This is a genomic window from Citrobacter sp. MNAZ 1397, from assembly GCF_023613995.1.
GTDB lineage: Bacteria > Pseudomonadota > Gammaproteobacteria > Enterobacterales > Enterobacteriaceae > Phytobacter > Phytobacter ursingii.
In genome coordinates, this window is sequence record NZ_JAKIVH010000003.1 from 44027 (window position 1) to 68110 (window position 24084).

Here is a 24084-nt window from a genome sequence, read left to right on the forward strand (position 1 = left end):
CCGGGAACCCGGCGGTGCAATATTTACGGGATTACAAACGCAAAAAAGCCCCCGAAGGGGCCTGAAGGGTTGTCTTTGAGGGCGAAACCGGCCGCCTTGCGGCGACCTGTCCGGCAGCTCCCTCTGCGACCATCCGGTCTTATTTGCTCAGTTCAGCGGTCATGTGAACAACGTTGTTCACGGTCGCTTCGGTAATTTTGTAAGACGCGCCTTCCTGCTGTGCCTGTGCGGCGATTTTTGCTTCTGCGCCGTCAATGGTGGAGGCGCTGGCGCTCACGCTCTGTGCGAAAGCACCGAAGGACATCATGGAAAGAGCGGCAACTGCAACGAAAGTTTTGATGGATTTCATGGTCGTATTCCTTAAGTTATTTTGTTCGGAGTAGGGCGTTCTGCCCTGATGTGATAAATAATAGACCGACCATCGGGTGATGAAAATCTAAACTATTTGCCGATAATATTCAAAAAAATAGAATATGATTTGAACGGTATTTGCGGGCGCTGGATGCAGGGGAAAGGGGGAAAACCACGTCGCTCCTCTCGGGCACTGAAACCCCGGTGTCGCTGCGCTTACCGGGGCTACGGTGTAGCCCGGATAAGGCGTTTTACGCCGCATCCGGGAATTCAGCGGCGCGATGCTTTTGTTACTGCTTACCCACAGATGCACTGCCAGTGTTATGGGTTTGCGTATTCGAGGATTTCTTCGCCCATCAGCGTGCAGTCATTAAGGAAGATAAACCGCATCCGATATTTGCCTTTATAGATATTTCCCCATACCTGCAATACATCGAAATATTGTGATGTGTTTTGCGGGTTTTGGCGTTTTGCCAGCGGGATGACATGGTCATCAATTTCCGCCCTGTCATCATTATCACGATAAAAGGCCAGCAGTTTTTTGGCTTCTGAAATGGCCTGTGGCTTACAGGTCTCGGCAGACTTTTTCTCAGCGGCGAATGACTGGAAAGATATTGCGAATAATAAAGATGCGACGAGGGCGATAACTGGTTTCATTCTGAAGCGACCTTTTAACACATAAATGAGGGGAGCTTGTCGTCAGCCACACAGGGTTAATAAGGTTACTCTATTTATAGACGTAAAAAAGCAGGCGTAGCCCGGATAAGGCGCGTGCGCCGCATCCGGGAACCCGGCGGTGCAATATTTACGGGATTACAAACGCAAAAAAGCCCCCGAAGGGGCCTGAAGGGTTGTCTTTGAGGGCGAAACCGGCCGCCTTACGGCGACCTGTCCGGCAGCTCCCTCTGCGACCATCCGGTCTTATTTGCTCAGTTCAGCGGTCATGTGAACAACGTTGTTCACGGTCGCTTCGGTAATTTTGTAAGACGCGCCTTCCTGCTGTGCCTGTGCGGCGATTTTGGCTTCTGCACCGTCAATGGTGGAGGCGCTGGCGCTCACGCTCTGGGCGAAAGCACCGAAGGACATCATGGAGAGAGCGGCAACTGCAACGAAAGTTTTGATGGATTTCATGGTCGTATTCCTTAAGTTATTTTGTTCGTGATAGGGCGTGTTGCCCTGATGTGATGAATAATAGACCGACCATCGGGTGATGAAAATCTAAACTATTTGCCGATAACGTTCAAAAAAATAGAACATGTTTTGAGCATGTTTGTGGGCGCGGATGCAGAGATAGGGAGAAAGGTGTGCCGCCTCTATTGGGCACTGAAACCCCGGTGTCGCTGCGCTAACCGGGGCTACGGTGTAGCCCGGATAAGGCGTTTTACGCCGCATCCGGGGTGATTCGACTTCACGCTGCCGCAAGCGCGCCTTTAATTTCCTTCAACGCTCGCTTCGCCTGCTTTAACTCTTCTGACAGCATTTGTTCTTTGTCGCTATCGGTCATCAGCACAATACAACCGTCCATCACCTTTACGCTCACCTGACGTCCGGTGTCGAACCCCGCTTCACGCAGCCACTTGCCGGAAAGCGTTAAACTCGGCGTGCTGGTGTCGCCATGATGCGGGCGATATCCCACAATTAACTGGCGTTCGGTTCCAGCAGGCGTAAAGTCCAGGTTAGAATGCAAATCAGCCATAATCAACTCCTTGATAGTTGGTGAGGTTAGACGCTCCGGTGGTGTTGCTGCACCGTTGGAGCGTTGATTGAATAGGTGGTTAGGTGGCCTCCTATGTGAACCAGATTAAATAAATAGGTGGCCTCATGTCAATCATATCGCGCGAAAAAAAACCAAAAGGCGGCGGTCAGTCACCGCAGTTCAAAATGCGTATTGATCCGGCATTGAAGGCGCAGTTGGATGCCGCAGCGGCAGAAGAAGGGGTAAGCCTCGCCAGTTGGTTAAAAGAACTGGCGAGGGAGGCATTGCGGGGTAGGGGAGTGGAGCCAAAGGGATAAATTGATTTGATGATTTTTATTTTTTAAGGATATTTTTGATAAAATCACGAGCAGTCTGAGCTTGCAAATTATTAGGTTCAACTTGTAACCAAAAGTTTACCTTACCTAAGAGTGAGTGAAGATAGTTCGGATCCCGAATCTTTATTTGATTGATATGCGAAATATATCCATATTTCATAATGAAATGGATTTCATTCTTTAGTTTTCTTTTGAATTCTCTGGGGACTTTAATATGCTCACTGCTAACTGATATACCGGTAACAATTTTCTTATTAGAGTTGATTAGTAAAGCTGTTTTTTCTGGATTAATTTTTAAACCATAGCTATCAATTATTTCTTTAACTAAATCTGAAAAATCACTAGGAATGTAATCTCCAGAGAGTGTTAAGTCATCTGCATAACGAGTATATCTCAAATGATATTTTTCACAAAGCCTTGATATTCTTTCATCTAATTTAACTAATAGCAAATTAGATAGGTAAGGACTAGTCGCTGCACCTTGTGCCAAAAATCCGTCATAGCAACAAATAGTGGCAAGATAAAATGAGACGTTATTGGCATATCCTAATTGTTGGAAGAATTTTATTACCCAATTTATTGGTATTGACGGAAAGAAATTGGCAAGATCCATTTTAAGCAAACATTTTTGATTAGTATGAATTCGAGCATTTGTAATAATAGATCTTTGAGAGGTAAACCCATGACATGCTTCATGTACAGCATTGCATTTCAGAATGTTATTATAAATCCACTTCTGACATTGTAATAATGATGGATAAGGTGCTACTATTTCTCGAATTCCACCTCTTTTCTTAAGGATGGAAAATTTTCTGTAAAAACTATGCGTTGAATTTATTATTTTGTCGAGAGTAATTTCATCTATGCCTATTAAATGCGCTAGATGTTGTTTTTCAAATATGATAGGGGAATTGGTTTTTTTTAGCTTGAGAATATAAGGGATGTATGCAGATATTAAACTTTCAGAAATCCCTCTATCACGAAAAAAAACTAACCATGAGGATATATCGTCTTGCCTTAATGATTTTTTCATAAGAGATGGCTTACAGAAGATACCTTCAATACTTTAGCCAGTGGATAGGAGCAGCAAAATTTTGCGGGAACGCGAAAATTTGCTGATTCTATCCGAATAACAAAATCGAGCAGCGAAAGACTTCGCTGTGAGATTTTATTATTGCCCCCGCAACAATTGCTAAACCTAGCAATTGTTGTGGACTGGGTTAACCCGGACCTAATCATGAGAGCGACTCCACTCTATCATACTAGCTTCTGTAAGCCACAATTTAATTTCCCACTATTGATATTATTTGTCAATGCCATTTTTTAAATTTATGTCTAAAAGCCTAACGCTTGGGACATATTTATAGTCTTTTTCAAGTTTGAATCCTAACATTGATTCAGGTACTGAACGCCATTTTTTACACTTACTATAAATCAAGTTGTGATTTTTAAGTATAAAGTCATGGCCATCAGGTGTCAGTATTATAAGCATTCCATCAAATCGAATTAGTTGTTTTTTTTCGAGGTTTTTGGTAATGGAGTTAAATTCTTGAAAAGAAATTCGGATCCTGCGATAAACCGAGAAGCCGTCAAGTTTATTTTGGCTGGCTGAAAAAAGCGTGCTTAGGATTTCCATTTCAATATTATCGTGCTCATTGTTTTTCATGCATCCCCCATCGCTCTCAGTAATAATGTTTTGCGGATTTTTTTTGTTTTGTACTCAGCCCACCAAAATATTGGGAAAACACTGTTTGGTAAGTTTGTGTTTGATCTATAATATAAAGACTCTGCTTTTCCGTAACCCAAGCTTGGCATTTCTCTGTTATTGTAATCACGCGATAATATATCTTCAAGTTTAAGCATTAAATCAATTTTTGATTGAACCTCTACTTCGTCATAATGTTGTGATATACCTTTTTTTAATATTAATTTTGAAGTGACATCCACCCCTGCTTCTAGGATGTTATTTAATCCGAATTCTGTTGAGGCTAACACCTTAATTTTAATTGTATAATCAGATATAGATGCGTTTGCAAACTGCTCCCTAATGGTTTTTACGCGACCCAACACAGTTTGGCCAGTGCCAATAAATTCATCAACAATAATTATATCTTTAAGTGGGGCATGTTTTTTAAAAGTCTTAAGTGCATGCAAGGCGTCATTAACAAATTTATGTTTTGTCCAATTTTGTTCTTGAAGCAATAACTTCAAAGAATAAATAATTGCCTGTCCACTATCAGCATCTGAACCTACGCTCATTGCTGAAATTAACGTAGATTGCTCAAATAAGTTAGGCTCTGTCACTATTTCGAGAGCAATTTCACGCATTAACAATTGATATCTATCATTGTCTAAGTATTCGAACCGATTAATAAGCTCAATTACTAACTCCCGAGTTAAATCATCATCACATTCATCAAATAGAAGATGTTCAACCAAATCGGTTTTATTGCTGAGCCAAGGCTGTTTTTGAATTAACGACATTATTATGTTGAATGATTTTCTGTTCATTATAATAAAATTGTCTTATAAACAACACATTAAGGTAGTTTATATAATAAGTTTATATTTGTACATTTTTTTATCGTTTAACTGGAATGTTTTACTGTCTTTTGGGGGGTAGTAAATTCTCATACTAAATAGAACGGGAGGTTTTGTACTGGCGGAAGATCACAGGAGTCGAACCTGCCCGGGATCGCTGGCGACCCCATCTGGATTTGAAGTCCAGCCGCCTCACCGGAGACGACGATCTTCCGCGCCTCGATTGCTACATGGAGGCGGGGCGCATTATAGCCACTTTCAACCATTTACCACATCCCCCATCACACTTTTTTCTCGGTCTGCTGTCCGCATTTCAGTACGTTTCAGTTAAATCCTAATTTATTCCGTGACTTAGTAATAATCCCCTCTTTAGCGCAACCGCGATCACAGAAAAGAAGAAACGTAATTTGATAACCAGAAAACGCAATTCCGGCGCAAAAGGCGATGGTTTACAACCACTGTAACCGGTCTCAGTGCAACTTTTGAGCGCTAAGGAATCAACATGAACTCGCATATCATTTCCGTGAAAGAAAAAATTGGCTACGGCATGGGCGATGCCGCCAGCCATATTATCTTCGACAACGTCATGCTCTATATGATGTTCTTCTATACTGACATCTTCGGCATTCCCGCCGGGTTTGTCGGCACCATGTTCCTGCTGGCGCGCGCCCTCGACGCCATCTCCGACCCCTGCATGGGCCTGATTGCCGACCGAACGCGCAGCCGCTGGGGGAAATTCCGCCCGTGGATTTTGTTCGGTGCCATCCCGTTTGGCCTCGTCTGCGTCCTGGCCTACAGCACGCCGGACCTCAGCCACAGCGGCAAACTGATTTATGCCGCCGTCACCTACACACTGCTCACTTTGCTTTACACCGTGGTCAATATTCCTTACTGCGCGCTGGGCGGCGTCATCACCGACGACCCGAAACAGCGCATCTCCCTGCAATCCTGGCGCTTCGTGCTGGCGACGGCGGGCGGCATGCTCTCCACCGTGCTGATGATGCCACTGGTCAACCTGATTGGCGGCGACGACAAAGCGTTTGGCTTCCAGGGCGGCATTGCGGTGCTCTCGGTAGTTGCCTTTATGATGCTGGCGTTCTGCTTTTTTACCACCAAAGAGCGCATCCAGGTGCCGCCGAGCACCACGCCGATGCGTGAAGATCTGCGCGACATCTGGCAAAACGACCAGTGGCGTATCGTCGGGTTACTCACCATCCTCAATATCCTCGCCGTCTGCGTACGTGGCGGCGCGATGATGTACTACTGCACCTGGATTATGGGTTCCGCGGGCATCTTCACTCTGTTCCTCACCACCTACTGCGTGGGCAACCTGATTGGCTCCGCGCTGGCCAAACCGCTTACCGACTGGAAATGCAAAGTCAGCGTCTTCTGGTGGACCAACGCCGCGCTGGCGGTGGTCAGCCTGGCGATGTTCTTCGTGCCGGTGGCCGCCAACATCACCATGTTCATCTTTATCTTCGTGATTGGCGTACTGCACCAGCTGGTGACGCCAATCCAGTGGGTGATGATGTCCGACACCGTCGACTACGGCGAATGGCGCAACGGTAAACGCCTCACCGGTATCAGCTTTGCGGGCACGCTGTTCGTACTCAAACTGGGCCTTGCACTGGGTGGTGCGCTGATCGGCTGGATGCTGGCAGGCGGCGGTTATAACGCGGCGGCCAGCAGCCAGAACAGCGCCACCATCAGCATCATCATTGCCCTGTTCACCATCGTACCGGCCATCTGCTACCTGCTGAGCGCCATTATCGCCAAACGCTTTTACACCCTGAAAACCCCGTTCCTCGTCAAGATGATGGCGGAACTGGCGCAGGGTGCGCGTCGCAACGAGCAGGAGTTTGAAGGCCTGTCAGCGAACAAAGAATTTCAAAACTAAGAGGACGTTGTTATGAAAATCAGTGATGGAAACTGGCTTATTCAGCCTGGGCTGAACCTCATCCACCCCATTCAGGTGTTCGACGTGGAACAACAGGGGAACGAGATGGTGGTTTATGCTGCGCCGCGCGATGTGCGTGAGCGCACCTGGCAGCTGGACACGCCGCTTTTCACTCTGCGTTTCTTCTCGCCGCAGGAAGGTGTGGTGGGCGTGCGCATTGAGCACTTCCAGGGGGCGCTGGATAACGGCCCGCACTATCCGCTCAACGTCCTGAGCGATGTAAAAGTTGAGATGCAAAACACCACTGAATTTGCCGAACTGAAAAGCGGCAACCTGAGCGTGCGGGTGACGAAAGGTGAATTCTGGTCGCTGGACTTCCTGCGCAACGGCGTGCGCATTACCGGTAGCCAGGTGAAAAACAACGGCTACGTGCAGGATGGCAACACCGCGCGCAACTATATGTTCGAGCGCCTGGACCTCGGCGTCGGCGAAACGGTGTATGGCCTGGGCGAGCGCTTTACCGCGCTGGTGCGTAACGGCCAGACGGTGGACACCTGGAACCGCGACGGCGGCACCAGCACCGAGCAGTCGTACAAAAACATCCCGTTCTACCTGACCAACCGCGGCTATGGCGTGCTGGTGAACCACCCGGAAAACGTGTCGTTTGAGGTGGGGTCCGAGAAGGTCTCCAAAGTGCAGTTCAGCGTGGAGGGCGAGTACCTGGAGTACTTCGTGATCGACGGCCCGACGCCGAAAGAGGTGCTCAACCGCTATACGCAGTTTACCGGGCGTCCGGCGCTGCCGCCTGCGTGGTCGTTCGGGTTGTGGCTCACTACGTCATTTACCACCAACTACGACGAAGCGACGGTGAACAGCTTTATCGACGGCATGGCGGAACGCAACCTGCCGCTGCACGTCTTCCACTTCGACTGCTTCTGGATGAAGGCCTTCCAGTGGTGTGATTTTGAATGGGATCCAGTCACCTTCCCGGACCCGGAAGGGATGATCCGCCGCCTGAAAGCCAAAGGGCTGAAAGTCTGCGTCTGGATTAACCCCTATATCGGCCAGAAATCGCCGGTGTTTAAAGAGCTGAAAGAGAAGGGCTATCTGCTCAAACGCCCGGATGGCTCCCTGTGGCAGTGGGATAAATGGCAGCCGGGGCTGGCGATTTACGACTTCACCAACCCGGACGCCTGTAAATGGTATGCCGACAAGCTGAAAGGGCTGGTAGATATCGGCGTCGACTGCTTTAAAACCGACTTCGGCGAGCGCATCCCGACTGATGTGGTGTGGCATGATGGTGCCTGCCCGCAGAAAATGCACAACCATTATGCGTACATCTACAACGAACTGGTGTGGAACGTGCTCAAAGAAACGGTGGGGGAGAAAGAGGCGGTGCTGTTTGCCCGTTCGGCCTCCGTTGGCGCGCAGCAGTTCCCGGTGCACTGGGGGGGCGACTGCTACGCCAACTACGAATCGATGGCGGAAAGCCTGCGCGGCGGGCTGTCGATTGGCCTGTCCGGGTTCGGTTTCTGGAGCCACGATATTGGCGGCTTCGAAAATACCGCGCCTGCGCATGTGTATAAACGCTGGTGCGCGTTCGGGCTGCTCTCCAGCCACAGCCGCCTGCACGGCAGCAAATCCTACCGCGTGCCGTGGGCGTACGATGACGAGTCCTGCGACGTGGTGCGCCATTTCACCGAACTGAAATGCCGGATGATGCCGTATCTCTATCGCCAGGCGGCGCTGGCCAACGAGTGCGGCACGCCGATGCTGCGCGCCATGATGCTGGAGTTCCCGGATGACCCGGCCTGCGACTATCTCGACAGGCAGTATATGTTGGGCGATAGCGTGATGGTGGCGCCGGTATTCAGTGAGTCAGGCGATGTGCAGTTTTATCTGCCGGAAGGGCGCTGGACGCATCTGTGGCATAACGAAGAAATACAGGGCAGCCGCTGGCATAAGCAGGTTCACGATATGCAAAGCCTGCCGGTGTATGTGCGTGGCAATACGCTGCTGGCGCTGGGCAATAACAGCCAGAGGCCGGATTACGCGTGGCATGTGGGCACCGCCTTCCAGCTGTTTGCGCTCGACGACAGGCAGCGCGCCGTTTGTCAGTTGCCTGCGACCGATGGCTCGGTGGTCTTTACGCTGACGGCGACGCGTTCTGACAACGTTATTACCGTGAAGGGGCACGGCGAGGCCCGTAACTGGACGCTGTGTCTGCGCAATGTACCGCAGGTGCATGGGGTAGAGGGGGGGTCACAGGCCGGTAGCGAAGGGGGCGTGGTAGTGACGCCAGCGGGCGGTGAGCTGGTGATTACGTTGTAGGGTGGTCTTGGGTTAGGGAGCGGCTATGTCCCCCTCACCCTAACCCTCTCCCTCAAGGGAGAGGGGACCGATCGAGCAGGTCGGGACACTGTGCCCTTCCCCCTCACCCTTTTAGGGAGGGGCCGGGGTGAGGGTCATTGGCCGCGCCGCTGCTGAACTCCCGGCAGCGGCGCAAACGCCTTTTCCGGGCTACGGTTCGTGCGTTGGGGGGCTGGCCGGTAGCCCTGGTAAGCGCAGCGCCACCGGGGTTTTTGTACCTGACACGAGCAACGCCAGACATCCACAAAAGAATTATCCGATTTAAAATTTTTATCCTCCCCATATTTGCGAGCGCTATCACGTTAATTATCGCGAAAAGTGTGATCTGCGCTGTAAATATCTCTGAGATCCCGCTTGTTGTCTTATTTTTTGTCCGGAAGGCAGGACACGATTTAGTATTGTCGTTATTTCAATGCCCTTTTATATTTATCATCACGGATTGCAAGCGGAGCTTACCTGTTTTAGAGCTTCATCATTATTTTTAATCTGTGTAAGGGTAAATAATGCAAATGATTACCTCGCGACAAAACAGATTATTGAAATTCCTTCTCCCGCGAAGGGAATTTATCACTTTATTAAAAATTGCTGAATATTTAAATGTTTCGGAAAAAACCATTCAGCGGGATTTACGCATCCTCGAACCGTGGCTGGCAGAATGGAATATTGGCATCAATAAACGTGCCGGTGCTGGGGTCATGCTCAGTGCAGATAATATTACAGACCTGTTGCACCTCGACCAGTTGCTTGGTACCGAAGCCGATGATACCGATGGCATGATGAACAATTCCCGGCGCGTGAAAATCGCGTCGCAATTATTAAGCGAAACGCCACATGAAACGTCCATCAGTAAATTATCGGAACGCTATTTTATTAGCAGCGCTTCGATTGTGAATGACCTGAAGGTGATTGAGTCGTGGATTGCCCCGCTGGGATTGACATTAATACGCAGCCAGAGCGGAACGCATATTGAAGGCAGCGAAAGCAGCGTGCGTCAGGCAATGGCTTCGTTAATTAATGGCGTTATTAATCATAACGAACCTGGCAGCGTGATCTATTCCCGCCTCGATCCGGGCAGTTATAACGCACTGGTTCATTACTTTGGTGAAGAAGACGTTTTATTCGTTCAGTCCTTATTACAAGAGATGGAAAACGATCTCTGCTGGTCATTGGGTGAACCTTATTACGTTAATATTTTCACCCATATTTTAATCATGATGTACCGCATTACGCGGGGCAATGCGTTGCCAAAAAAAGACGACAACGCCAGTGCCTTTGATGAAAACATCTTTGCTGTTGCCAGCCGTATGATCCAGCGGATTGAGCAACGCATCGTCCACCCGCTACCGGAAGACGAAGTCTGGTTTATTTATCAGTACATTATCTCTTCCGGCGTGGTCATTGAAGAGCATAACGACGTCAGCGTGATTGGCCATATGCACTCCAGCGACGAGGCCCGGTTGCTTACCCACCGGCTTATCGCCACCTTCGCCGATATGGTCGACAGCGACTTTAGTCAGGACATCGCGCTGTACGACGGATTGCTGATTCATATTAAACCATTGATTAACAGGCTCAATTACCAGATTCGTATCCGCAATCCGCTGCTCGATGATATCAAAGGCGAATTGCAGGACGTCTGGCGGCTGACCCAGTGTGCGGTGAACCGGGTGTTCAGCGGCTGGGGCGATCAGGCGGTATCGGAAGATGAAATCGGTTATCTGACCGTGCATTTCCAGGCGGCGATGGAACGACAGATTGCTCGCAAGCGCGTACTGCTGGTCTGTTCGACGGGTATCGGCACCTCGCATCTGTTGAAAAGCCGCATTCTGCGCGCCTTCCCGGACTGGACCATCGTTGGCGTGGTCTCTGCGGGGAGCCTGCCGTTCGTACTGACGGACGATATTGAACTGGTTGTCTCGACGATCAATCTGCCGGCCATTGCTCTGCCAGTGGTATACGTCACCGCCTTTTTTAATGATGCCGATATTAAGCGCGTGACGGAAACGGTGATTACGGAAAAATTGCATCGTGCGACGTCTTTGGTCGTCGAACATTAATATCTGAATCCATGAGGTATGTTTAATGGACATAACAAAAATCCTGAATACGAATCGCGTTATTTTAGATATGAAAGCTACGAACAAAACGGAGGCGATTGAGGAATTAACCGACCTTTTGCAAAAAGATGGCGCAATTAGTTGCCGGGAAACATTTATTCAGGATGTCTGGCAACGTGAATCAGAAGGGTCGACCGGTTTCGAAAATCATATCGCGATACCTCATGGTAAATCCTCGGCGGTGGTCAATACCACCCTGGCGATTGGACGCACACGTCACGATATTCCCTGGGAAACCCTGGATGGCAGTAATGTGCGCTGCATTATTTTATTTGCTGTACGGCTTGAAGATCAAAACACGACGCATATTCGTCTGCTTTCTCAGGTGGCGGGTGCGCTGGCGGATGAAGAGATCATCGAGCAATTACTGGAAGAGAGCAGTCCACAAAAGATTATTGACTTGTTTAGTCAATATGCCGAATCCGATGTTTGCTAAATAAAAAGTGGAGCATGTTATGAATATTGTTTGTGTTGCTGCCTGTACGGCGGGTATTGCACATACGTATATTGCCCGCGAGAAGTTAATTAAAGGCGCGAAAGCGCTTGGGCATAATATTAAAGTTGAAACTCAGGGCACTATCGGTACTGAAAATGAGTTACTGGCGGAAGATATTTCCGCAGCCGACGTCGTTATTCTTGCGGTCGATGTCAAAATAAAAGGAGAAGAGCGCTTCATTAATAAACGCATCGTGCGAGTTAAAACCGAGATTGTCATTAAATCACCCGTTCAGTTTCTTGAAAAGGTCGAAAAATCATTAGCTAATGCGTGATCCTTATCTGGAGGTCACATGAGTGAAAATAAAGTTCCTGTTTCGCAGGAAATAAAAAAACATCTTTTGACGGGCATCTCGTGGATGATTCCGTTAATTGTGGCCGCAGGGATTTGTATTGCCCTCGGCCAGGTACTCGGCGGCACAAACGTTGGAGAAAAAACGGGCACCATCCCCTGGATGCTCAATCAGATTGGCGGCTGGGGAATGGGGTTGATTGTCCCTCTGATCAGCGCCGCTATTGCTTACTCCATTGCTGACCGTCCCGGATTCGCGCCGGGCCTGATTGTTGGCTTTGTCTGTGGGCAAATTCATACCGGGTTTATCGGCGGGATGCTGGGTGGGTTCCTGGTGGGCTACACCGTTCTGCTGCTTAAACACTACATTCGCCTGCCGAAATCCATGCAGGGTCTGATGCCCATCATGGTGCTACCTGTCCTGAGCACCATTATCGGCGGCCTGCTGATGATGACGCTGATCGGCAAACCTATCGCCTGGTTGCAGGAAGCGCTGATCCACATGCTGGAGTCGATGCAGGGCGGCTCGCGTTTCCTGATGGGGGCGATTCTTGGCGCGATGGCAACGTTCGACTTCGGCGGCCCGGTGAACAAAACCATGTCGCTGTTTGCCGATGGTCTGCTGGTCAGCGGCGTCTACGGGCCGGAAGCGGTGAAGTTTGTTGGCTCCATCATTCCCCCGTTCGGCATCACCCTCTCTTTCCTGCTGACGCGTCACAAATACACCCGCGCTGAACGCGAAGCGCTGAAAGCGGCTTTCCCGATGGGGATCTGCATGATTACCGAAGGGGTTATCCCGATTGCGGCGCGTGACCTGCTGCGTGTGGTCGGCTCCTGCGTGGTGGCCTCGGCGGTTGCCGGCGGCCTGATCATGGTGTGGGGTGTGGAAAGTCCTGTTCCGCACGGTGGCATGTTTGTGGTTCCGCTGTTTACCCATCCGCTGCTGTTCTGCCTGGCGTTGGGGATCGGCACGGTTATCTGCGGTGTGATGCTGTCGCTGTGGAAGAAACCGGTGACCGAACGTGATGAAGAGTTTGACGAGCTCAGTGATAAGAAACTGAAAGACGAAGAGATCACCTTCACCCTGGAATAAACGGAGACCCTATGTTTGCCGATATGAAAAGCATGGTGACCAAAGCCTGGCGTGAACACTATGCGCTGCTGGCCATCAACTGTATGAACCTCGAAAGCGCCCGCGCAGCGGTGCGGGTTGCCGAGAAACACCGCGCGCCAATTATCCTGAACCTGTATCAGGGGCATCTGGCGCATTTCCCGCCATCGGTTGCCGTGGCGGTGGTGAAAGCGCTGGCTGACGAAGCCACGGTGCCGGTCACGCTGGCCCTCGACCACGGGAAAGATCCGGTGCGTATTCGCCAGGCATTTCGCGCCGGGTTCAGTGGGCTGATGATTGACGCCTCTGCCTTCCCGCTGGAAGAGAACGTCCGCCAGACCCGCGCGGTGGTTGAACTGGCCGCCAGTGCCGGGCTGTGTGTGGAAGGGGAGCTGGGCCATCTGGCCGATGCGCCGCGCTATGACCACGCCACCAATGCGGATCTGATGACCCAGGCTGCTGACGTTGAACCGTTTATTGCGCAGACCGGGATTGACCTGCTGGCGGTTTCCGTCGGGACCGCACACGGCATGTACGCCCCCGGCATCACGCCTGCTATCGATTTTCAGCGCCTGGAAGAGGTGGCCCGCAAATCGACGGTTCCCCTGGCGTTGCACGGCGGCAGCGGAACCCCGTTTGACCAGATGCAGTGTTGCCCGTCCTTTGGCGTCGCCAAAATTAACGTCGGCGCGGCGGTGTTCGAAGCCGGGAAAGCCGCGCTGCTGCATACCCTGTGTCATGACAGCTCTCTGGAGCTGGTGGACGCGCTGATCGCCATGGAACAGGCCAGCGAGGACGCCATAATCCCGTATCTACAGGCCAGCGGCGCTATCGGCAAAGCCTGATTCTTTTTTCTGTTACGCCTTCTATGCCTCTGCAACGACGCACCGGCAGGGCTTGCTACACCCTGAAACTGGAGAATTAACATGTTAATTTCGATGAAAGAGTTACTGAAACCCACCCGCCAGCACGGTTTCGCCATTGGTGCGTTCAACGTGGCGGATAGCTGCTTTATCCGCGCGGTGGTGGAAGAAGCGGAAGCCACCAACACGCCTGCGATTATCTCCATCCACCCCAGCGAACACGATTTTGTCGGGGACAGCTTTTTCGGCTATGTCCGCGATATCACGATGCGCAGCCCGGTGCCGTTCACCCTGCATCTGGATCACGGCGCGTCGGTCGAGCATGTACTGCGGGCGATTCAGTGTGGATTTACCTCGGTGATGATTGACGGCTCGCTGCTGCCCTATGAAGAGAACGTGGCGCTGACCAAAGAGGTGGTGCGCCTGGCGCATGCGGTGGGTGTTTCGGTGGAAGGTGAGCTTGGCACCATCGGCCAGACGGGGACCTCTGTGGAGGGTGGGGTGTCGGAAGTGACCTACACCGACCCGGCACAGGCGGAGGATTTTATTGCCCGCACCGGGGCCGATACTCTGGCCGTGGCGATCGGTACGGCGCACGGTATCTATCCGAAAGGGATGCAGCCGAAGCTGCAAATGAACATTCTGCGCGATATTGCGGGGCGTCTGGATATTCCGCTGGTACTGCACGGAGGGTCGGCGAACCCGGATGCGGAAATTGCCGAGTCCGTGACCCTGGGCGTGGGCAAAATCAACATCTCCAGCGACATGAAGTACGCCTACTTCCAGAAAGTGCGTGAGATCCTTGCCCGCGAAACCTGGTGGGATCCGAACGTGATCTATCCGGATGCGATCAGCGCCGCGCGCGATGTGATCCGCCACAAAATGAAACTGTTTGGATCGACCGGGAAAGCCTCGCTCTACTAAGGCCATCGAGGCGGGTTCGCCCGCCTCTTTCGCAATAAGGAAAGGGACATGTACTACCTGGGGCTGGATATCGGCGGCACAAAAATCGCGACGGTGGTGATGGATGCGCAGGGGCGGGAGTTGGCCCGTTACCGCTGTCCGACGCAAAAAGCGAGTTATCCGCAGTTTGTGGAATCGGTGGTCGCCTTTATCGATCAGATTCGCCATGACATACAACAGCCGATGATGACGGGGATTGCCCTGCCGGGCAGCGTCTCGCCGCTGAACGGGCTGATTAAGAACTCGAATATTCAGGTGATCAATGGCCGCCCATTGCAGACGGATCTCCGGCAGTTGCTGGGGCAGACGGTGGTGATGGCGAACGATGGCAACTGCTTTGCCTTGTCGGAAGCCTGCGACGGTGCGGGGCAGCAGCATGAGGTGGTGTTTGGCATCACGCTCGGTACTGGCTGCGGCGGCGGGATAGCCATTCACCGCCAGCCGTTCGTTGGCGCGTGGGGGAATGCCGCCGAGTGCGGGCATATCACCCTGCCAGGCTACAGCGAACAGCACGATGGGCCGCCAGTGCGCTGCTACTGCGGTAAAGATAACTGCGTGGAGTCGTTTGTCTCCGGGACGGGGTTGAGCGAGCGCTATCAGCAGCTTAACGGGCAGCATCTTACGGGCGATGCGATTGTGGCGCTGGCGCAGCAAGGGGAACCCGATGCCGTGCGGCAGGTGAGGCGGTTTCGCCAGCAGCTTGCCCGCACGCTGGCGACGGTGGTGAATCTTCTCGACCCCGGTGTGATTGTGATTGGCGGCGGGCTGTCGAACGCGGCGTTGCTTATCACGGACCTCGCCGATGAAGTGGCGCCTTTCGTTTTTACCGATCATTTTTCCACCCCCATCGTGAAAGCCCATCACGGTGACAGCAGCGGCATGCGCGGCGCTGCCTGGCTTGCCATTCGAAGCGGGAGAATCTAATGAGACGTTCACACATTAATTATGCCATTGATAAAGCCCATGCCATCGCCGAGACGTTTCGCGTGTGCCTGCCGACGTTTGCATTCTTTACCGCCGATGCCTGGCGGCAGCAGCCGCTGGCGGAGTGGAGCGAAGTGCTGGACCTGCAGCTGGGTTGGGATATCACCGATTTTGGCCGGGGTGATTTCAGTAAAACGGGCCTGACGCTGCTGACGTTGCGTAACGGCGCGCTGAATTCAGCTATATACCCCAAACCGTATGCCGAAAAGATGCTGCAAATTCAGCAGGAGCAGGAGACGCCGTGGCATTTTCATACCCATAAGATGGAAGACATTCTGAACCGGGGCGGCGGCGATTTATGTATGCAGCTCGGCTGGGCGACAGAGGAGGCGTTGTTTGACGAGCGGCGCACGGTAGAGGTGAGCGTGGACGGGCGGCGTCGTTCGTTTAAGCCCGGCGAGACGCTGGTGTTAAAACCGGGTCAGGGAGTGTGCCTGCCGCCGCGTCTGTATCACCGTTTCTGGGCCGAGAAAGCGTTTGTGCTCGGCTGGGAGATTTCGATGGTCAATGACGACAAGCGCGATAACCATTTTCTCGAACCCGGCGGGCGTTTCCCGGCCATTGATGAGGATGTGCCCGTGAAGTGGTTGTTATGCCATGAGTATGGGCGTTTGAATGTGGCGTGATGTTCCCGGATGCGCGGCGCGTTTTTCTCCCTTTTCCCGAGGGGGGAAATGTGGCTCTGGTGGTCATTCCGTTCACCTTATGTTCTGTGCTTTTCTGTCGCGACAGAACCCGTGAACGTGCCAGGGTGGCTCACCGCCACCACCCTGGCGACCCGGGCTCCCGGCCAGGAAAATCGCCGCTGGCGCGGTCCATGATGCTTATGTCGTCTGACTTTCGGGTCGGGGACCAGCCTGCGTCCTTGCAGGCTATCCCCTCCGCCCGCTTCCCTGCGGGCGGCCCCGGTCAGCCGTCAACGCCTCATCGATTTTCAGCCGGACCCTGTCATCGCTGTCACTGTTTCGTTCTCATTACGCGGTGTCATCGCTGTAAGACGTAATATGACTGGGATTTCTCAGCCCTCGGGGAGAGGGACGGGGTGAGGGGATTTCCGGATACGGTTGGTAGCCCCGGTAAGCGCAGCGCCACCGGGGAAAATGGGTTACGGCGCTGGCTGTGTCGTGGTTGGCGTCGGAACAGGCGCCGACGCGGGCGCAACACCTTCACCACCGGACACCACGCCGTTGCGCATCGTCTGTTTCACCTGGTGTTGCTGGGCATTGACGGCAGAAAGCTCGCCATCAACCGTTGGTTTTAACGGCGCATCGGCCTGAATGCGGCCCGTGGCGCTCACTTGCAGATTACCGTCGCCGCTAATGGGCAATGCTGGCCATCCCCATTGTTCCAGCACATTCACCGGTACGCCGCGACCGTTCAGGCTGACTTTGACGGTGCGGTCCGGCGTCTGCCCCACGACGGCGGTTGCCTCCAGCATCCCTTTTTCGGTAAAGGCGCTCAGCTCAGTAATGTTTACTGAACTGCCGTTGGCGCTCAACCCCAGTGACGGCCTGCGCACATCCACCCGGTTAAAGGTTGCGGCGGCGGCATTGAGCTTCACATCGCCATTCCACACCCCCCATTTGTGGTCGCGCGCCAGCTGTACGTTAGTGCCGTAGCCATCCAGTGAGGTTAACTGCCACGGGAATGCCGGGTCGATATCAATCACCAGGTTGCGACTGGCGCTGAACTTGGTCAGCGTGACGCTGTTGAGCCAGTCGGGCAGGGTATCCATCCACAGCTGTTTCCAGTTGGCGGGCAGCGTATATTCGAGCCCGACGATGGCCGCATCGTTTAGCACCAGCGCTTTACCGCTGCGCGTCCAGTAGCCGGATGTGCGCACCATTCCGTTTTCCCAGCGGGTAGTGAACTGCTGCATCGCGATACCCGCCGGGGTAAATTCGGCGTTCACAATCGGGTCATAGAAATGCAACGAACCGTAGATAAATTCATTGGCGTTCATCGATAGCTGACCGTCATCCGTATGCCAGTCGCCTTTGGTCAGCGTCAGGTTGCGCAGCGTCAGGTCCAGGTCTGCAATCGCCCATTCTGGCCCTTGCAGGCGCGCATCGGTCACATCCAGTCGCCCGATTTGTAGCGACGGCAGGGTGGTGAGCGGTGCAAAAAAATCTTTCAGCGATTTGTCGCTCTGCAGGCGAATATCGGTCAGCCGCAGGTTATCCACCACCCAGCCGCCATCCGCATCGCGTCGCGCATTGCCGGTCAGCGAACCACGCGCCATATCTGCGCCGATGGTCGTTAACGTGACCGTGCCTTTATCGAGACTCCCCTGAATTAAAACATTGTTGGCAGGGACGCCGTTAAGGGTCATCGAGCCGGCGCTCATCTGGATTTGCGCCTGCGTGCCGAGCACATTGCCCTCGACCGGCTGCCATGGGATCACGGCGCCAGTGACGCGTTGCGCACTCAGATCCCAGCCAGTCGCCGGGCTGTTAAAGGCCATATTGCTCAGTTGCAGACGGTCAGCCTGGAAAGGGAGCGGCGCGGTAGCCGGGGAGAGATTTAGCGTGCCGTCCTGCAGCAAAATAGTATCGGTGTGCAGTGGATCGGTGAACTGGCGGCTACTCAGACCGATATCAACGGCTTTGGCGACCAGCGTAGCGGGCTGCCCTTTGCGACCAAAATTAACGTTGCGTAACAGCACATGGGAAGGCGAGGAAAGCTGGTGGTCAATAGCATCAACGGCGAGGTGATATTGACTCTTTTCGTTTACCCAGTTACTGACCTGCGTTGCGCCCCAGTGGGTCTGCAGCAGGAAATAACAGGCCACTATCGCCAGCAGCAGGACGACAATGACGAAAATTAGCAGCTTTCCAATAAATTTCATGATCTTCCACCCTCGTAAGCCCGTACAGGAGTTATGCACGATTTATGCGCATTCCTCAAGGCACGAATGGTGAAAGAGCGTTACAGAGGCAACGGAATTCATCCGCTGCCTCTGCTGGAATTACGGCTTATCGGCAGGGAAAACCAGGTTCAGTACGATAGCGGTGATGCCACCCGCAGCGATACCGGAAGTGAGCAGATTTTTCAGCCAGTCAGGGGCGAATTGCAGAATCATCGGCTGCTGGGACACGCCCAGGCCAACGGCCAGCGACAGAGCGATGATCATGATCGCGCGGCGGTTCAGCGGCTCGCGGGAAACGATACGCACGCCAGAAGCGGCAATGGTACCGAACATCACCAGCGTCGCTCCGCCCAGTACCGGCTCAGGCAACTGCTGAACGAACGCAGCCACGGCCGGGAACAGGCCCATCACCATCAGCATGACGGCAACGAAGAAACCCACATAACGACTGGCGACGCCCGTCAACTGGATCACGCCGTTGTTCTGGCCGAAACAGGAGTTCGGGAAGGTGTTAAACACCGCAGAGACAAAGGAGTTCAGACCGTTTGCCAGAACTCCGCCTTTCAGGCGATTCATGTACACCGGGCCGGAAACCGGCTGCTCAGAGACGTCTGACGTTGCGGTGATATCGCCGATGGTTTCCAGCGAGGTGATCATAAACACCAGCATCAGCGGCAGCAGCAGGCTCCAGTCGATGCTCAGGCCGTAATACAGCGGCGTGGGGATCATAATGGCGCTGGACGGCGCGTTATAAGCCGGGAGCATACCCATCATCATGGCGACGAGATAGCCGACCGCCATCGCAATCACCAGGGAGGCGATTCGCAGGTACGGGTTACGCTGGCGGTTCAACAGGATGATGATGGCAAGGACAATGCCTGCCAGCAGCAGGTTTTTCGGCGCGCCGAAGGTATGGTTCGCCATCGCGCCAAAGCCACCACCCACGGACGTCAGGCCAACCTGAATCAGCGACAGGCCGATGATCATAACCACCACACCGGAGACCAATGGGGTGATGATGCGGCGGGCGAACGGCAGAATGCGGGAGATAACCATCTCGGTGCAGCTTGCCAGCATCAGGGAGCCGAACAGGGCGGCCATCATTGTCGGCACATCGGCACCGCCGGTTTTCAGTGCGGTACCACCCATGATCAGCGGCGCAACGAAGTTAAAGCTGGTGCCCTGAATAGACAGCAGGCCGGAACCGACCGGACCCCAGGCTTTTATCTGGATGATGGATGCGACGCCGGAGGCGAACAGCGACATGCTGATGATGTGCTGCGTATCCTGAGCCGGTAGACCCAGCGCCTGGCAAATCAGCAGGCCTGGCGTGATAACGCCAACAAACATCGCTAACAGGTGCTGTAGCGCGGCAAAAATAGTTTGCGCCAGCGGTGGGCGGTCTTCAAGGCGGTAGATCAGCTCACTGGGCTGGGTATGCGCAACCGTTTGCGCATTTTCGGACTCGATGGTGTTGACAGACATCGCAAACAATCCCCTGATGGAAAAGCGGAGATTCTATCGGACTGTTTGGTAAAAGCAAACGGTTGCTAAACAATAAAACGTACTTTTATAAAGAATGTTGAGAGCGACAAATTGGGTTCTAAAGCCTACGGATTTTGGTTGATCCGGGTATTTAACGCTCTGCAGGATTTGCGCAATGCTAAAATCATCGGCAATCGCGCATGAAAATTAAAAGTTAGGGATTGATATGAAAGGAAAAATACTGCTCGCGCTGACCTTTTTCTCCGCCGGGTGTCTTGCTGACGAATACGATCTGCACAGTTGCCGTAATGGTTATTTTCCCACCTGGCCAGGCGTGTTCAACCAGGCAACAGTGAAAGCCGACGGCGATGCAAAAGTGCATTTTTATCGTGACGATGAGGGATGCCCAGGGCAAGGCAACGCCTGCGCAACAAAACCGTATCTGGTGGCGGGCAATACGGTGCTGGTGGCGCAGGAAGTGCCGGGCTGGAGCTGCGTCTGGTACTCAGGTAAAAAGCATGAGTTTGTCGGCTGGATGTCTACCGCAAATCTGGAAAAACAGCCGGTACACAGCGCAACGCTTGCCGAATGGACCGGTAAATGGCGAGCCGAAGTGGGTGACAATGAAATTCACATCACCTCTGTCGGGAAAGGACAGCTGAATGTCGACGGCCAGGCGACCTGGTATGGCGGGAAAGATTCGCAAGGGTATGACATTGTCCACACCGGCGATCTCGATGAAACCATAACGCCACAGGGGAATGCGCTGCATTGGGGAAACCCGAAAGAGGAATACACCTGTAGCGGGACGGCGCAACTGGTCAATGGCAATTTAATTGTCCATGATAGCGGCTATTGCGGTGGCATGAACGTCAGTTTTGATAACGTCTATCACAAACAGTGATCAGGCGTTTGAATAACGCTCTGTTTCCGGCATCCAGCGCTCAATAAGGGCTGCGGCCTGCTGAGGATAGCGTTCGTGAATATGACGGGCGATGCGCTGCACTTCCGGGATCATCGCCTGGTCACGCAGCAAATCGGCCACTTTGAACTCGGCATTCCCGGTCTGGCGGGTGCCGAGCAGCTCGCCGGGACCGCGAATCTCCAGATCTTTTTGCGCAATCACAAACCCGTCGTTACTGTCGCGCAGCACCTGCAGGCGTTTTTGCGCGGTTTTCGACAACGGCGATTTGTAGAGCAGTACGCAGTGCGAGGCTACCGCGCCACGTCCGACGCGACCGCGCAACTGGTGAAGTTGCGCAAGGCCCAGACGCTCCGGGTTTTCGATAATCATCAGACTGGCATTAGGCACATCCACGCCCACTTCGATCACGGTTGTCGCTACCAGAAGGTGCATGTCGCCCTGCTTGAAAGCCTGCATCACTGTCTGTTTTTCCGCCGGCTTCATGCGACCATGAACCAGGCCGATGTTCAGCTCCGGCAGCGCCAGCTTTAACTCTTCCCATGTGGCTTCCGCTGCCTGGGCTTCCAGCAGGTCAGACTCTTCAATCAGCGTACAGACCCAGTAGGCCTGGCGACCTTCCCCGGTACAAGCGTTGCGCACGCGATCGATAATTTCGCTGCGTCGGGTATCCGGGATGGCGACGGTGGTCACAGGCGTTCGGCCCGGCGGGAGTTCGTCGATAACTGAGGTGTCGAGATCGGCATACGCGGTCATCGCCAGGGTACGTGGAATCGGCGTTGCGGTCATGATCAACTGATGGGGATGGAAACCCTGCTGCTGGCCTTTCTCCCACAGTGCCAGACGCTGATGGACGCCGAAGCGGTGCTGTTCGTCTATAATCACCAGCGCGAGGCCGTTAAACTGCACCTGCTCCTGAAAGATAGCGTGTGTGCCGACGATCATTTGTACCTGACCGCAGGCAATCGCGTCCTGCTGGGCCTGGCGCGCCTTGCCTTTTTGTTTACCCGCCAGCCAGCCCACCTCCACACCGAGCGGGGCAAACCAGTTGCGGAAATTATTGGCATGTTGTTCAGCCAGCAGCTCGGTCGGCGCCATTAATGCCACCTGGTTGCCGTTAGCAATCGCCCGCAAGGCTGCCAGCGCCGCGACCAGGGTTTTCCCCGAGCCCACATCACCCTGCACAAGGCGCATCATCGGCACATCGAGCGCCATGTCACGTTCAATTTCTGCCACCACGCGTGCCTGAGCGCCGGTAGGTTTGAACGGCAACGAGGCCAGCAGGGCATTTTTCAGCGTATCCTGAGGATTCAGCGGCTTTGCGTGATAACGCTGCGCCCCGGCACGCAACGCCAGCATGCTGAGGTTGTGTGCCAGTAACTCTTCCAGGATTAAACGTCTTTGCGCCGGGTGTTGCCCGGTTTCCAGCTCGGCGAGCTGTAACGTCGGCGGCGGGCGATGCAGGGTGCGCAAGGCTTCCGGCAGTGTCATTAGCCCCTGTGCCAGCTCTGGCGGCAGCAGTTCAGTAATCGCGCAAGTGGCAAGCAGATCCAGCGCCTGATCGGTGAGCTTGCGTAACGTCGCCTGTTTTATCCCTTCGGTTGTCGGATAAACCGGCGTTAAGGTTTCCTGTAATTCCGGCGTGCTGAGATCGCCCTGCACGCGGTATTCCGGGTGAATCATCTCTGCGCCGTATTTCCCGCGCTTTGCTTCACCGTAGGCCAGCACACGACGCCCGGTCGCGAGGCTGTTTTTCATCGCCGCGTTGAAGTTGAAAAAGCGCATGGTCAGAATGCCGGAACCGTCGCTTATCTGGCAGGTCATCATCCGACGCCCGCCAAAGGTGATATTGCAGTTCAGCACTTCGCCTTCGACCGTGGCGTAAATGCCCGGCAGCAGGTCGGCAATGGGGTAGAGTTGGGTGCGATCTTCGTAGCGTAAAGGCAGGTGCAGCAGTAAATCCTGAACCGTATGCAGGCCAATTTTGGCAAGTTTGTTGGCTTGCGCCGCGCCAACGCCGGTAAGAGTATTGAGGGGGACAGCATCCAACAGGCGACCTTGCATAGGCGTTATCTCGCTGCCTGCATGGTAGCCCACCAGCCTTCGTCGGCATCCACTTCGCCGCGTTCATTGACGCGGGGATACGGCAGACCTTTGCGTTTGGCGACGCGCGCCAGTACCGGATAACCGCCTTCAAACAGCCGACGCTGCTGCTCTTCGTCGGGCAGCATGCTGTTTTCGCGCAGGTACATACCGGCGTTTTGCCGTTGGCGCTGGGCTTCATAGAGGATCAGCGCAGAGGCAACGGAGACATTCAGTGACTGCACCATGCCGATCATCGGGATGATGATGTCCTGATCCGCCAGATCTAATGCTTCCTGGCTGATCCCGGTTTTCTCCTGCCCCATCAAAATACAGGTGGGACGGGTGTAGTCGATCTCGCGAAAATCAACGGCTTTGTCTGAGAGATGTGTCGCCAGTATCTGCATTCCCGCCGCTTTCAATTGGGAAACGGCGTCGCCGATGGTTGGGTGGGTTTTCACTTCCACCCAACTGTTGCTGCCCGCCGCGGATGACAGCATGGTATGCATGCGACGGCTCGGCCAGACGGCGTGAACTTCATGTACGCCGACAGCGTCTGCGGTGCGGATAATAGCGGAGACGTTATGCGGTTTATGGACCTGCTCCATGCAGACGGTCAGGTCCGGTTGACGTCTGGCCAGCATCTCGCGGATTCGCGCATAACGTTGTGCATTCATATCCACTTCATCCTTCACATTGCCCCTTTAATCG

At 53.4% G+C, this 24084-nt stretch carries 24 protein-coding genes and 1 tRNA gene; 13 read left to right on the top strand and 12 right to left on the bottom strand.

The window, feature by feature from the left end; genetic code table 11:
- Nucleotides 1-139 precede the first annotated feature (139 nt).
- The 4 genes from L2097_RS17435 to L2097_RS17450 all read right to left on the bottom strand — a co-directional run bounded on the left by L2097_RS17435 (nt 140) and on the right by L2097_RS17450 (nt 2047).
- Nucleotides 140-349, bottom strand: coding sequence for a YdgH/BhsA/McbA family protein (locus tag L2097_RS17435; protein ID WP_047372544.1), 210 nt, complete (start codon nt 347-349; stop codon nt 140-142).
- A 323-nt stretch (nt 350-672) separates the two neighbouring features.
- Nucleotides 673-1008 (bottom strand): hypothetical protein, encoded by a 336-nt coding sequence (locus L2097_RS17440; protein WP_250353376.1) that lies wholly within the window; start codon nt 1006-1008, stop codon nt 673-675.
- A gap of 264 nt (nt 1009-1272) precedes the next feature.
- Nucleotides 1273-1482 carry a YdgH/BhsA/McbA family protein gene (locus tag L2097_RS17445; protein WP_047372544.1) on the bottom strand — a complete coding sequence of 70 codons (210 nt, stop codon included), beginning with the start codon at nt 1480-1482 and terminating at the stop codon, nt 1273-1275.
- A 277-nt stretch (nt 1483-1759) separates the two neighbouring features.
- Nucleotides 1760-2047: a SymE family type I addiction module toxin gene (locus tag L2097_RS17450; protein WP_047372547.1), complete on the bottom strand. Its 288-nt coding sequence runs from the start codon at nt 2045-2047 to the stop codon at nt 1760-1762.
- Nucleotides 2048-2172: 125 nt separating this feature from the next.
- Between L2097_RS17450 and L2097_RS17455 the strand changes: the two genes are divergently transcribed.
- Entirely contained in the window at nt 2173-2364 is a 192-nt protein-coding gene (locus tag L2097_RS17455) for a toxin-antitoxin system HicB family antitoxin (RefSeq protein ID WP_250353377.1), read from the top strand.
- Between the two features lie 16 nt (nt 2365-2380).
- Here L2097_RS17455 and L2097_RS17460 read toward each other — a convergent pair whose 3' ends face one another.
- The 4 genes from L2097_RS17460 to L2097_RS17475 all read right to left on the bottom strand — a co-directional run bounded on the left by L2097_RS17460 (nt 2381) and on the right by L2097_RS17475 (nt 5137).
- Nucleotides 2381-3415, bottom strand: a complete 1035-nt coding sequence (locus tag L2097_RS17460; protein WP_250353378.1) for a reverse transcriptase family protein — start codon at nt 3413-3415, stop codon at nt 2381-2383.
- A gap of 270 nt (nt 3416-3685) precedes the next feature.
- On the bottom strand, nt 3686-4048 hold the full coding sequence (locus L2097_RS17465; RefSeq protein WP_250353379.1) for a hypothetical protein: 363 nt from the start codon (nt 4046-4048) through the stop codon (nt 3686-3688).
- Nucleotides 4045-4893, bottom strand: coding sequence for a phosphoribosyltransferase-like protein (locus tag L2097_RS17470; RefSeq protein ID WP_250353380.1), 849 nt, complete (start codon nt 4891-4893; stop codon nt 4045-4047). The genes L2097_RS17465 and L2097_RS17470 overlap by 4 nt, the downstream gene beginning before the upstream one ends.
- Nucleotides 4894-5042: 149 nt before the next feature.
- Nucleotides 5043-5137: transfer RNA gene (locus L2097_RS17475), tRNA-Sec, on the bottom strand.
- A 288-nt stretch (nt 5138-5425) separates the two neighbouring features.
- Here L2097_RS17475 and L2097_RS17480 point away from each other — a divergent pair.
- The 11 genes from L2097_RS17480 (at nt 5426) to L2097_RS17530 (ending at nt 16641) form a co-directional block, all read left to right on the top strand.
- Entirely contained in the window at nt 5426-6820 is a 1395-nt protein-coding gene (locus L2097_RS17480) for a glycoside-pentoside-hexuronide family transporter (RefSeq protein ID WP_250353381.1), read from the top strand.
- Between the two features lie 12 nt (nt 6821-6832).
- Nucleotides 6833-9151, top strand: coding sequence for an alpha-xylosidase (gene yicI, locus L2097_RS17485; protein WP_250353382.1), 2319 nt, complete (start codon nt 6833-6835; stop codon nt 9149-9151).
- Nucleotides 9152-9278: 127 nt separating this feature from the next.
- Nucleotides 9279-9455, top strand: coding sequence for a hypothetical protein (locus tag L2097_RS17490; protein WP_250353383.1), 177 nt, complete (start codon nt 9279-9281; stop codon nt 9453-9455).
- 238 nt (nt 9456-9693) lie between these two features.
- Nucleotides 9694-11247 carry a BglG family transcription antiterminator gene (locus L2097_RS17495; protein ID WP_250353384.1) on the top strand — a complete coding sequence of 518 codons (1554 nt, stop codon included), beginning with the start codon at nt 9694-9696 and terminating at the stop codon, nt 11245-11247.
- 25 nt (nt 11248-11272) lie between these two features.
- A complete protein-coding gene (locus L2097_RS17500) occupies nt 11273-11743 on the top strand; it encodes a PTS sugar transporter subunit IIA (RefSeq protein ID WP_047372558.1) in 471 nt (156 codons plus the stop codon).
- A gap of 19 nt (nt 11744-11762) precedes the next feature.
- Nucleotides 11763-12077: a PTS fructose transporter subunit IIB gene (locus L2097_RS17505; protein ID WP_039080096.1), complete on the top strand. Its 315-nt coding sequence runs from the start codon at nt 11763-11765 to the stop codon at nt 12075-12077.
- 18 nt (nt 12078-12095) lie between these two features.
- Nucleotides 12096-13187, top strand: a complete 1092-nt coding sequence (locus L2097_RS17510; protein WP_250353385.1) for a PTS fructose transporter subunit IIC — start codon at nt 12096-12098, stop codon at nt 13185-13187.
- An 11-nt stretch (nt 13188-13198) separates the two neighbouring features.
- Nucleotides 13199-14050, top strand: a complete 852-nt coding sequence (locus tag L2097_RS17515; RefSeq protein WP_250353386.1) for a class II fructose-bisphosphate aldolase — start codon at nt 13199-13201, stop codon at nt 14048-14050.
- Between the two features lie 81 nt (nt 14051-14131).
- Nucleotides 14132-14992, top strand: coding sequence for a ketose-bisphosphate aldolase (locus L2097_RS17520; protein ID WP_047372560.1), 861 nt, complete (start codon nt 14132-14134; stop codon nt 14990-14992).
- 48 nt (nt 14993-15040) lie between these two features.
- On the top strand, nt 15041-15955 hold the full coding sequence (locus tag L2097_RS17525) for an ROK family protein (RefSeq protein WP_250353387.1): 915 nt from the start codon (nt 15041-15043) through the stop codon (nt 15953-15955).
- Nucleotides 15955-16641 (top strand): D-lyxose/D-mannose family sugar isomerase, encoded by a 687-nt coding sequence (locus L2097_RS17530; RefSeq protein WP_250353388.1) that lies wholly within the window; start codon nt 15955-15957, stop codon nt 16639-16641. Before L2097_RS17525 ends, L2097_RS17530 begins: the two co-directional genes overlap by 1 nt.
- Nucleotides 16642-17120: 479 nt before the next feature.
- On the opposite strand, the gene L2097_RS17535 is transcribed toward L2097_RS17530, so the two are convergent.
- Together L2097_RS17535 and L2097_RS17540 are read right to left on the bottom strand one after the other, a co-directional pair.
- Complete coding sequence (locus tag L2097_RS17535; RefSeq protein WP_250353389.1) at nt 17121-18863, bottom strand: AsmA family protein; 1743 nt, start codon at nt 18861-18863, stop codon at nt 17121-17123.
- 120 nt (nt 18864-18983) lie between these two features.
- The gene (locus L2097_RS17540; protein ID WP_047372564.1) at nt 18984-20369 is read right to left on the bottom strand and encodes a uracil-xanthine permease family protein; all 1386 of its coding nucleotides are present in this window, start codon (nt 20367-20369) and stop codon (nt 18984-18986) included.
- A 226-nt stretch (nt 20370-20595) separates the two neighbouring features.
- On the opposite strand from L2097_RS17540, the gene L2097_RS17545 reads away from it, so the two are divergent.
- The gene (locus L2097_RS17545; RefSeq protein WP_142517160.1) at nt 20596-21273 is read left to right on the top strand and encodes a hypothetical protein; all 678 of its coding nucleotides are present in this window, start codon (nt 20596-20598) and stop codon (nt 21271-21273) included.
- Here L2097_RS17545 and recG read toward each other — a convergent pair whose 3' ends face one another.
- Together recG and trmH are read right to left on the bottom strand one after the other, a co-directional pair.
- A complete protein-coding gene (recG, locus tag L2097_RS17550; RefSeq protein WP_250353518.1) occupies nt 21274-23355 on the bottom strand; it encodes an ATP-dependent DNA helicase RecG in 2082 nt (693 codons plus the stop codon). It lies immediately after the preceding gene.
- A gap of 5 nt (nt 23356-23360) precedes the next feature.
- The gene (gene trmH, locus L2097_RS17555) at nt 23361-24050 is read right to left on the bottom strand and encodes a tRNA (guanosine(18)-2'-O)-methyltransferase TrmH (RefSeq protein ID WP_085005088.1); all 690 of its coding nucleotides are present in this window, start codon (nt 24048-24050) and stop codon (nt 23361-23363) included.
- Between the last annotated feature and the right edge of the window lie 34 nt (nt 24051-24084).

What these genes read in the sequence shown, in the direction of transcription:
- L2097_RS17435 (WP_047372544.1), bottom strand. Translation starts at nt 349, where the DNA reads ATGAAATCCATCAAAACTTTCGTTGCAGTTGCCGCTCTTTCCATGATG.
- L2097_RS17440 (WP_250353376.1), bottom strand. Translation starts at nt 1,008, where the DNA reads ATGAAACCAGTTATCGCCCTCGTCGCATCTTTATTATTCGCAATATCT.
- L2097_RS17445 (WP_047372544.1), bottom strand. Translation starts at nt 1,482, where the DNA reads ATGAAATCCATCAAAACTTTCGTTGCAGTTGCCGCTCTCTCCATGATG.
- L2097_RS17450 (WP_047372547.1), bottom strand. Translation starts at nt 2,047, where the DNA reads ATGGCTGATTTGCATTCTAACCTGGACTTTACGCCTGCTGGAACCGAA.
- L2097_RS17455 (WP_250353377.1), top strand. Translation starts at nt 2,173, where the DNA reads ATGTCAATCATATCGCGCGAAAAAAAACCAAAAGGCGGCGGTCAGTCA.
- L2097_RS17460 (WP_250353378.1), bottom strand. Translation starts at nt 3,415, where the DNA reads ATGAAAAAATCATTAAGGCAAGACGATATATCCTCATGGTTAGTTTTT.
- L2097_RS17465 (WP_250353379.1), bottom strand. Translation starts at nt 4,048, where the DNA reads ATGAAAAACAATGAGCACGATAATATTGAAATGGAAATCCTAAGCACG.
- L2097_RS17470 (WP_250353380.1), bottom strand. Translation starts at nt 4,893, where the DNA reads ATGAACAGAAAATCATTCAACATAATAATGTCGTTAATTCAAAAACAG.
- L2097_RS17480 (WP_250353381.1), top strand. Translation starts at nt 5,426, where the DNA reads ATGAACTCGCATATCATTTCCGTGAAAGAAAAAATTGGCTACGGCATG.
- yicI (WP_250353382.1), top strand. Translation starts at nt 6,833, where the DNA reads ATGAAAATCAGTGATGGAAACTGGCTTATTCAGCCTGGGCTGAACCTC.
- L2097_RS17495 (WP_250353384.1), top strand. Translation starts at nt 9,694, where the DNA reads ATGCAAATGATTACCTCGCGACAAAACAGATTATTGAAATTCCTTCTC.
- L2097_RS17500 (WP_047372558.1), top strand. Translation starts at nt 11,273, where the DNA reads ATGGACATAACAAAAATCCTGAATACGAATCGCGTTATTTTAGATATG.
- L2097_RS17505 (WP_039080096.1), top strand. Translation starts at nt 11,763, where the DNA reads ATGAATATTGTTTGTGTTGCTGCCTGTACGGCGGGTATTGCACATACG.
- L2097_RS17510 (WP_250353385.1), top strand. Translation starts at nt 12,096, where the DNA reads ATGAGTGAAAATAAAGTTCCTGTTTCGCAGGAAATAAAAAAACATCTT.
- L2097_RS17515 (WP_250353386.1), top strand. Translation starts at nt 13,199, where the DNA reads ATGTTTGCCGATATGAAAAGCATGGTGACCAAAGCCTGGCGTGAACAC.
- L2097_RS17520 (WP_047372560.1), top strand. Translation starts at nt 14,132, where the DNA reads ATGTTAATTTCGATGAAAGAGTTACTGAAACCCACCCGCCAGCACGGT.
- L2097_RS17525 (WP_250353387.1), top strand. Translation starts at nt 15,041, where the DNA reads ATGTACTACCTGGGGCTGGATATCGGCGGCACAAAAATCGCGACGGTG.
- L2097_RS17530 (WP_250353388.1), top strand. Translation starts at nt 15,955, where the DNA reads ATGAGACGTTCACACATTAATTATGCCATTGATAAAGCCCATGCCATC.
- L2097_RS17535 (WP_250353389.1), bottom strand. Translation starts at nt 18,863, where the DNA reads ATGAAATTTATTGGAAAGCTGCTAATTTTCGTCATTGTCGTCCTGCTG.
- L2097_RS17540 (WP_047372564.1), bottom strand. Translation starts at nt 20,369, where the DNA reads ATGTCTGTCAACACCATCGAGTCCGAAAATGCGCAAACGGTTGCGCAT.
- L2097_RS17545 (WP_142517160.1), top strand. Translation starts at nt 20,596, where the DNA reads ATGAAAGGAAAAATACTGCTCGCGCTGACCTTTTTCTCCGCCGGGTGT.
- recG (WP_250353518.1), bottom strand. Translation starts at nt 23,355, where the DNA reads ATGCAAGGTCGCCTGTTGGATGCTGTCCCCCTCAATACTCTTACCGGC.
- trmH (WP_085005088.1), bottom strand. Translation starts at nt 24,050, where the DNA reads ATGAATGCACAACGTTATGCGCGAATCCGCGAGATGCTGGCCAGACGT.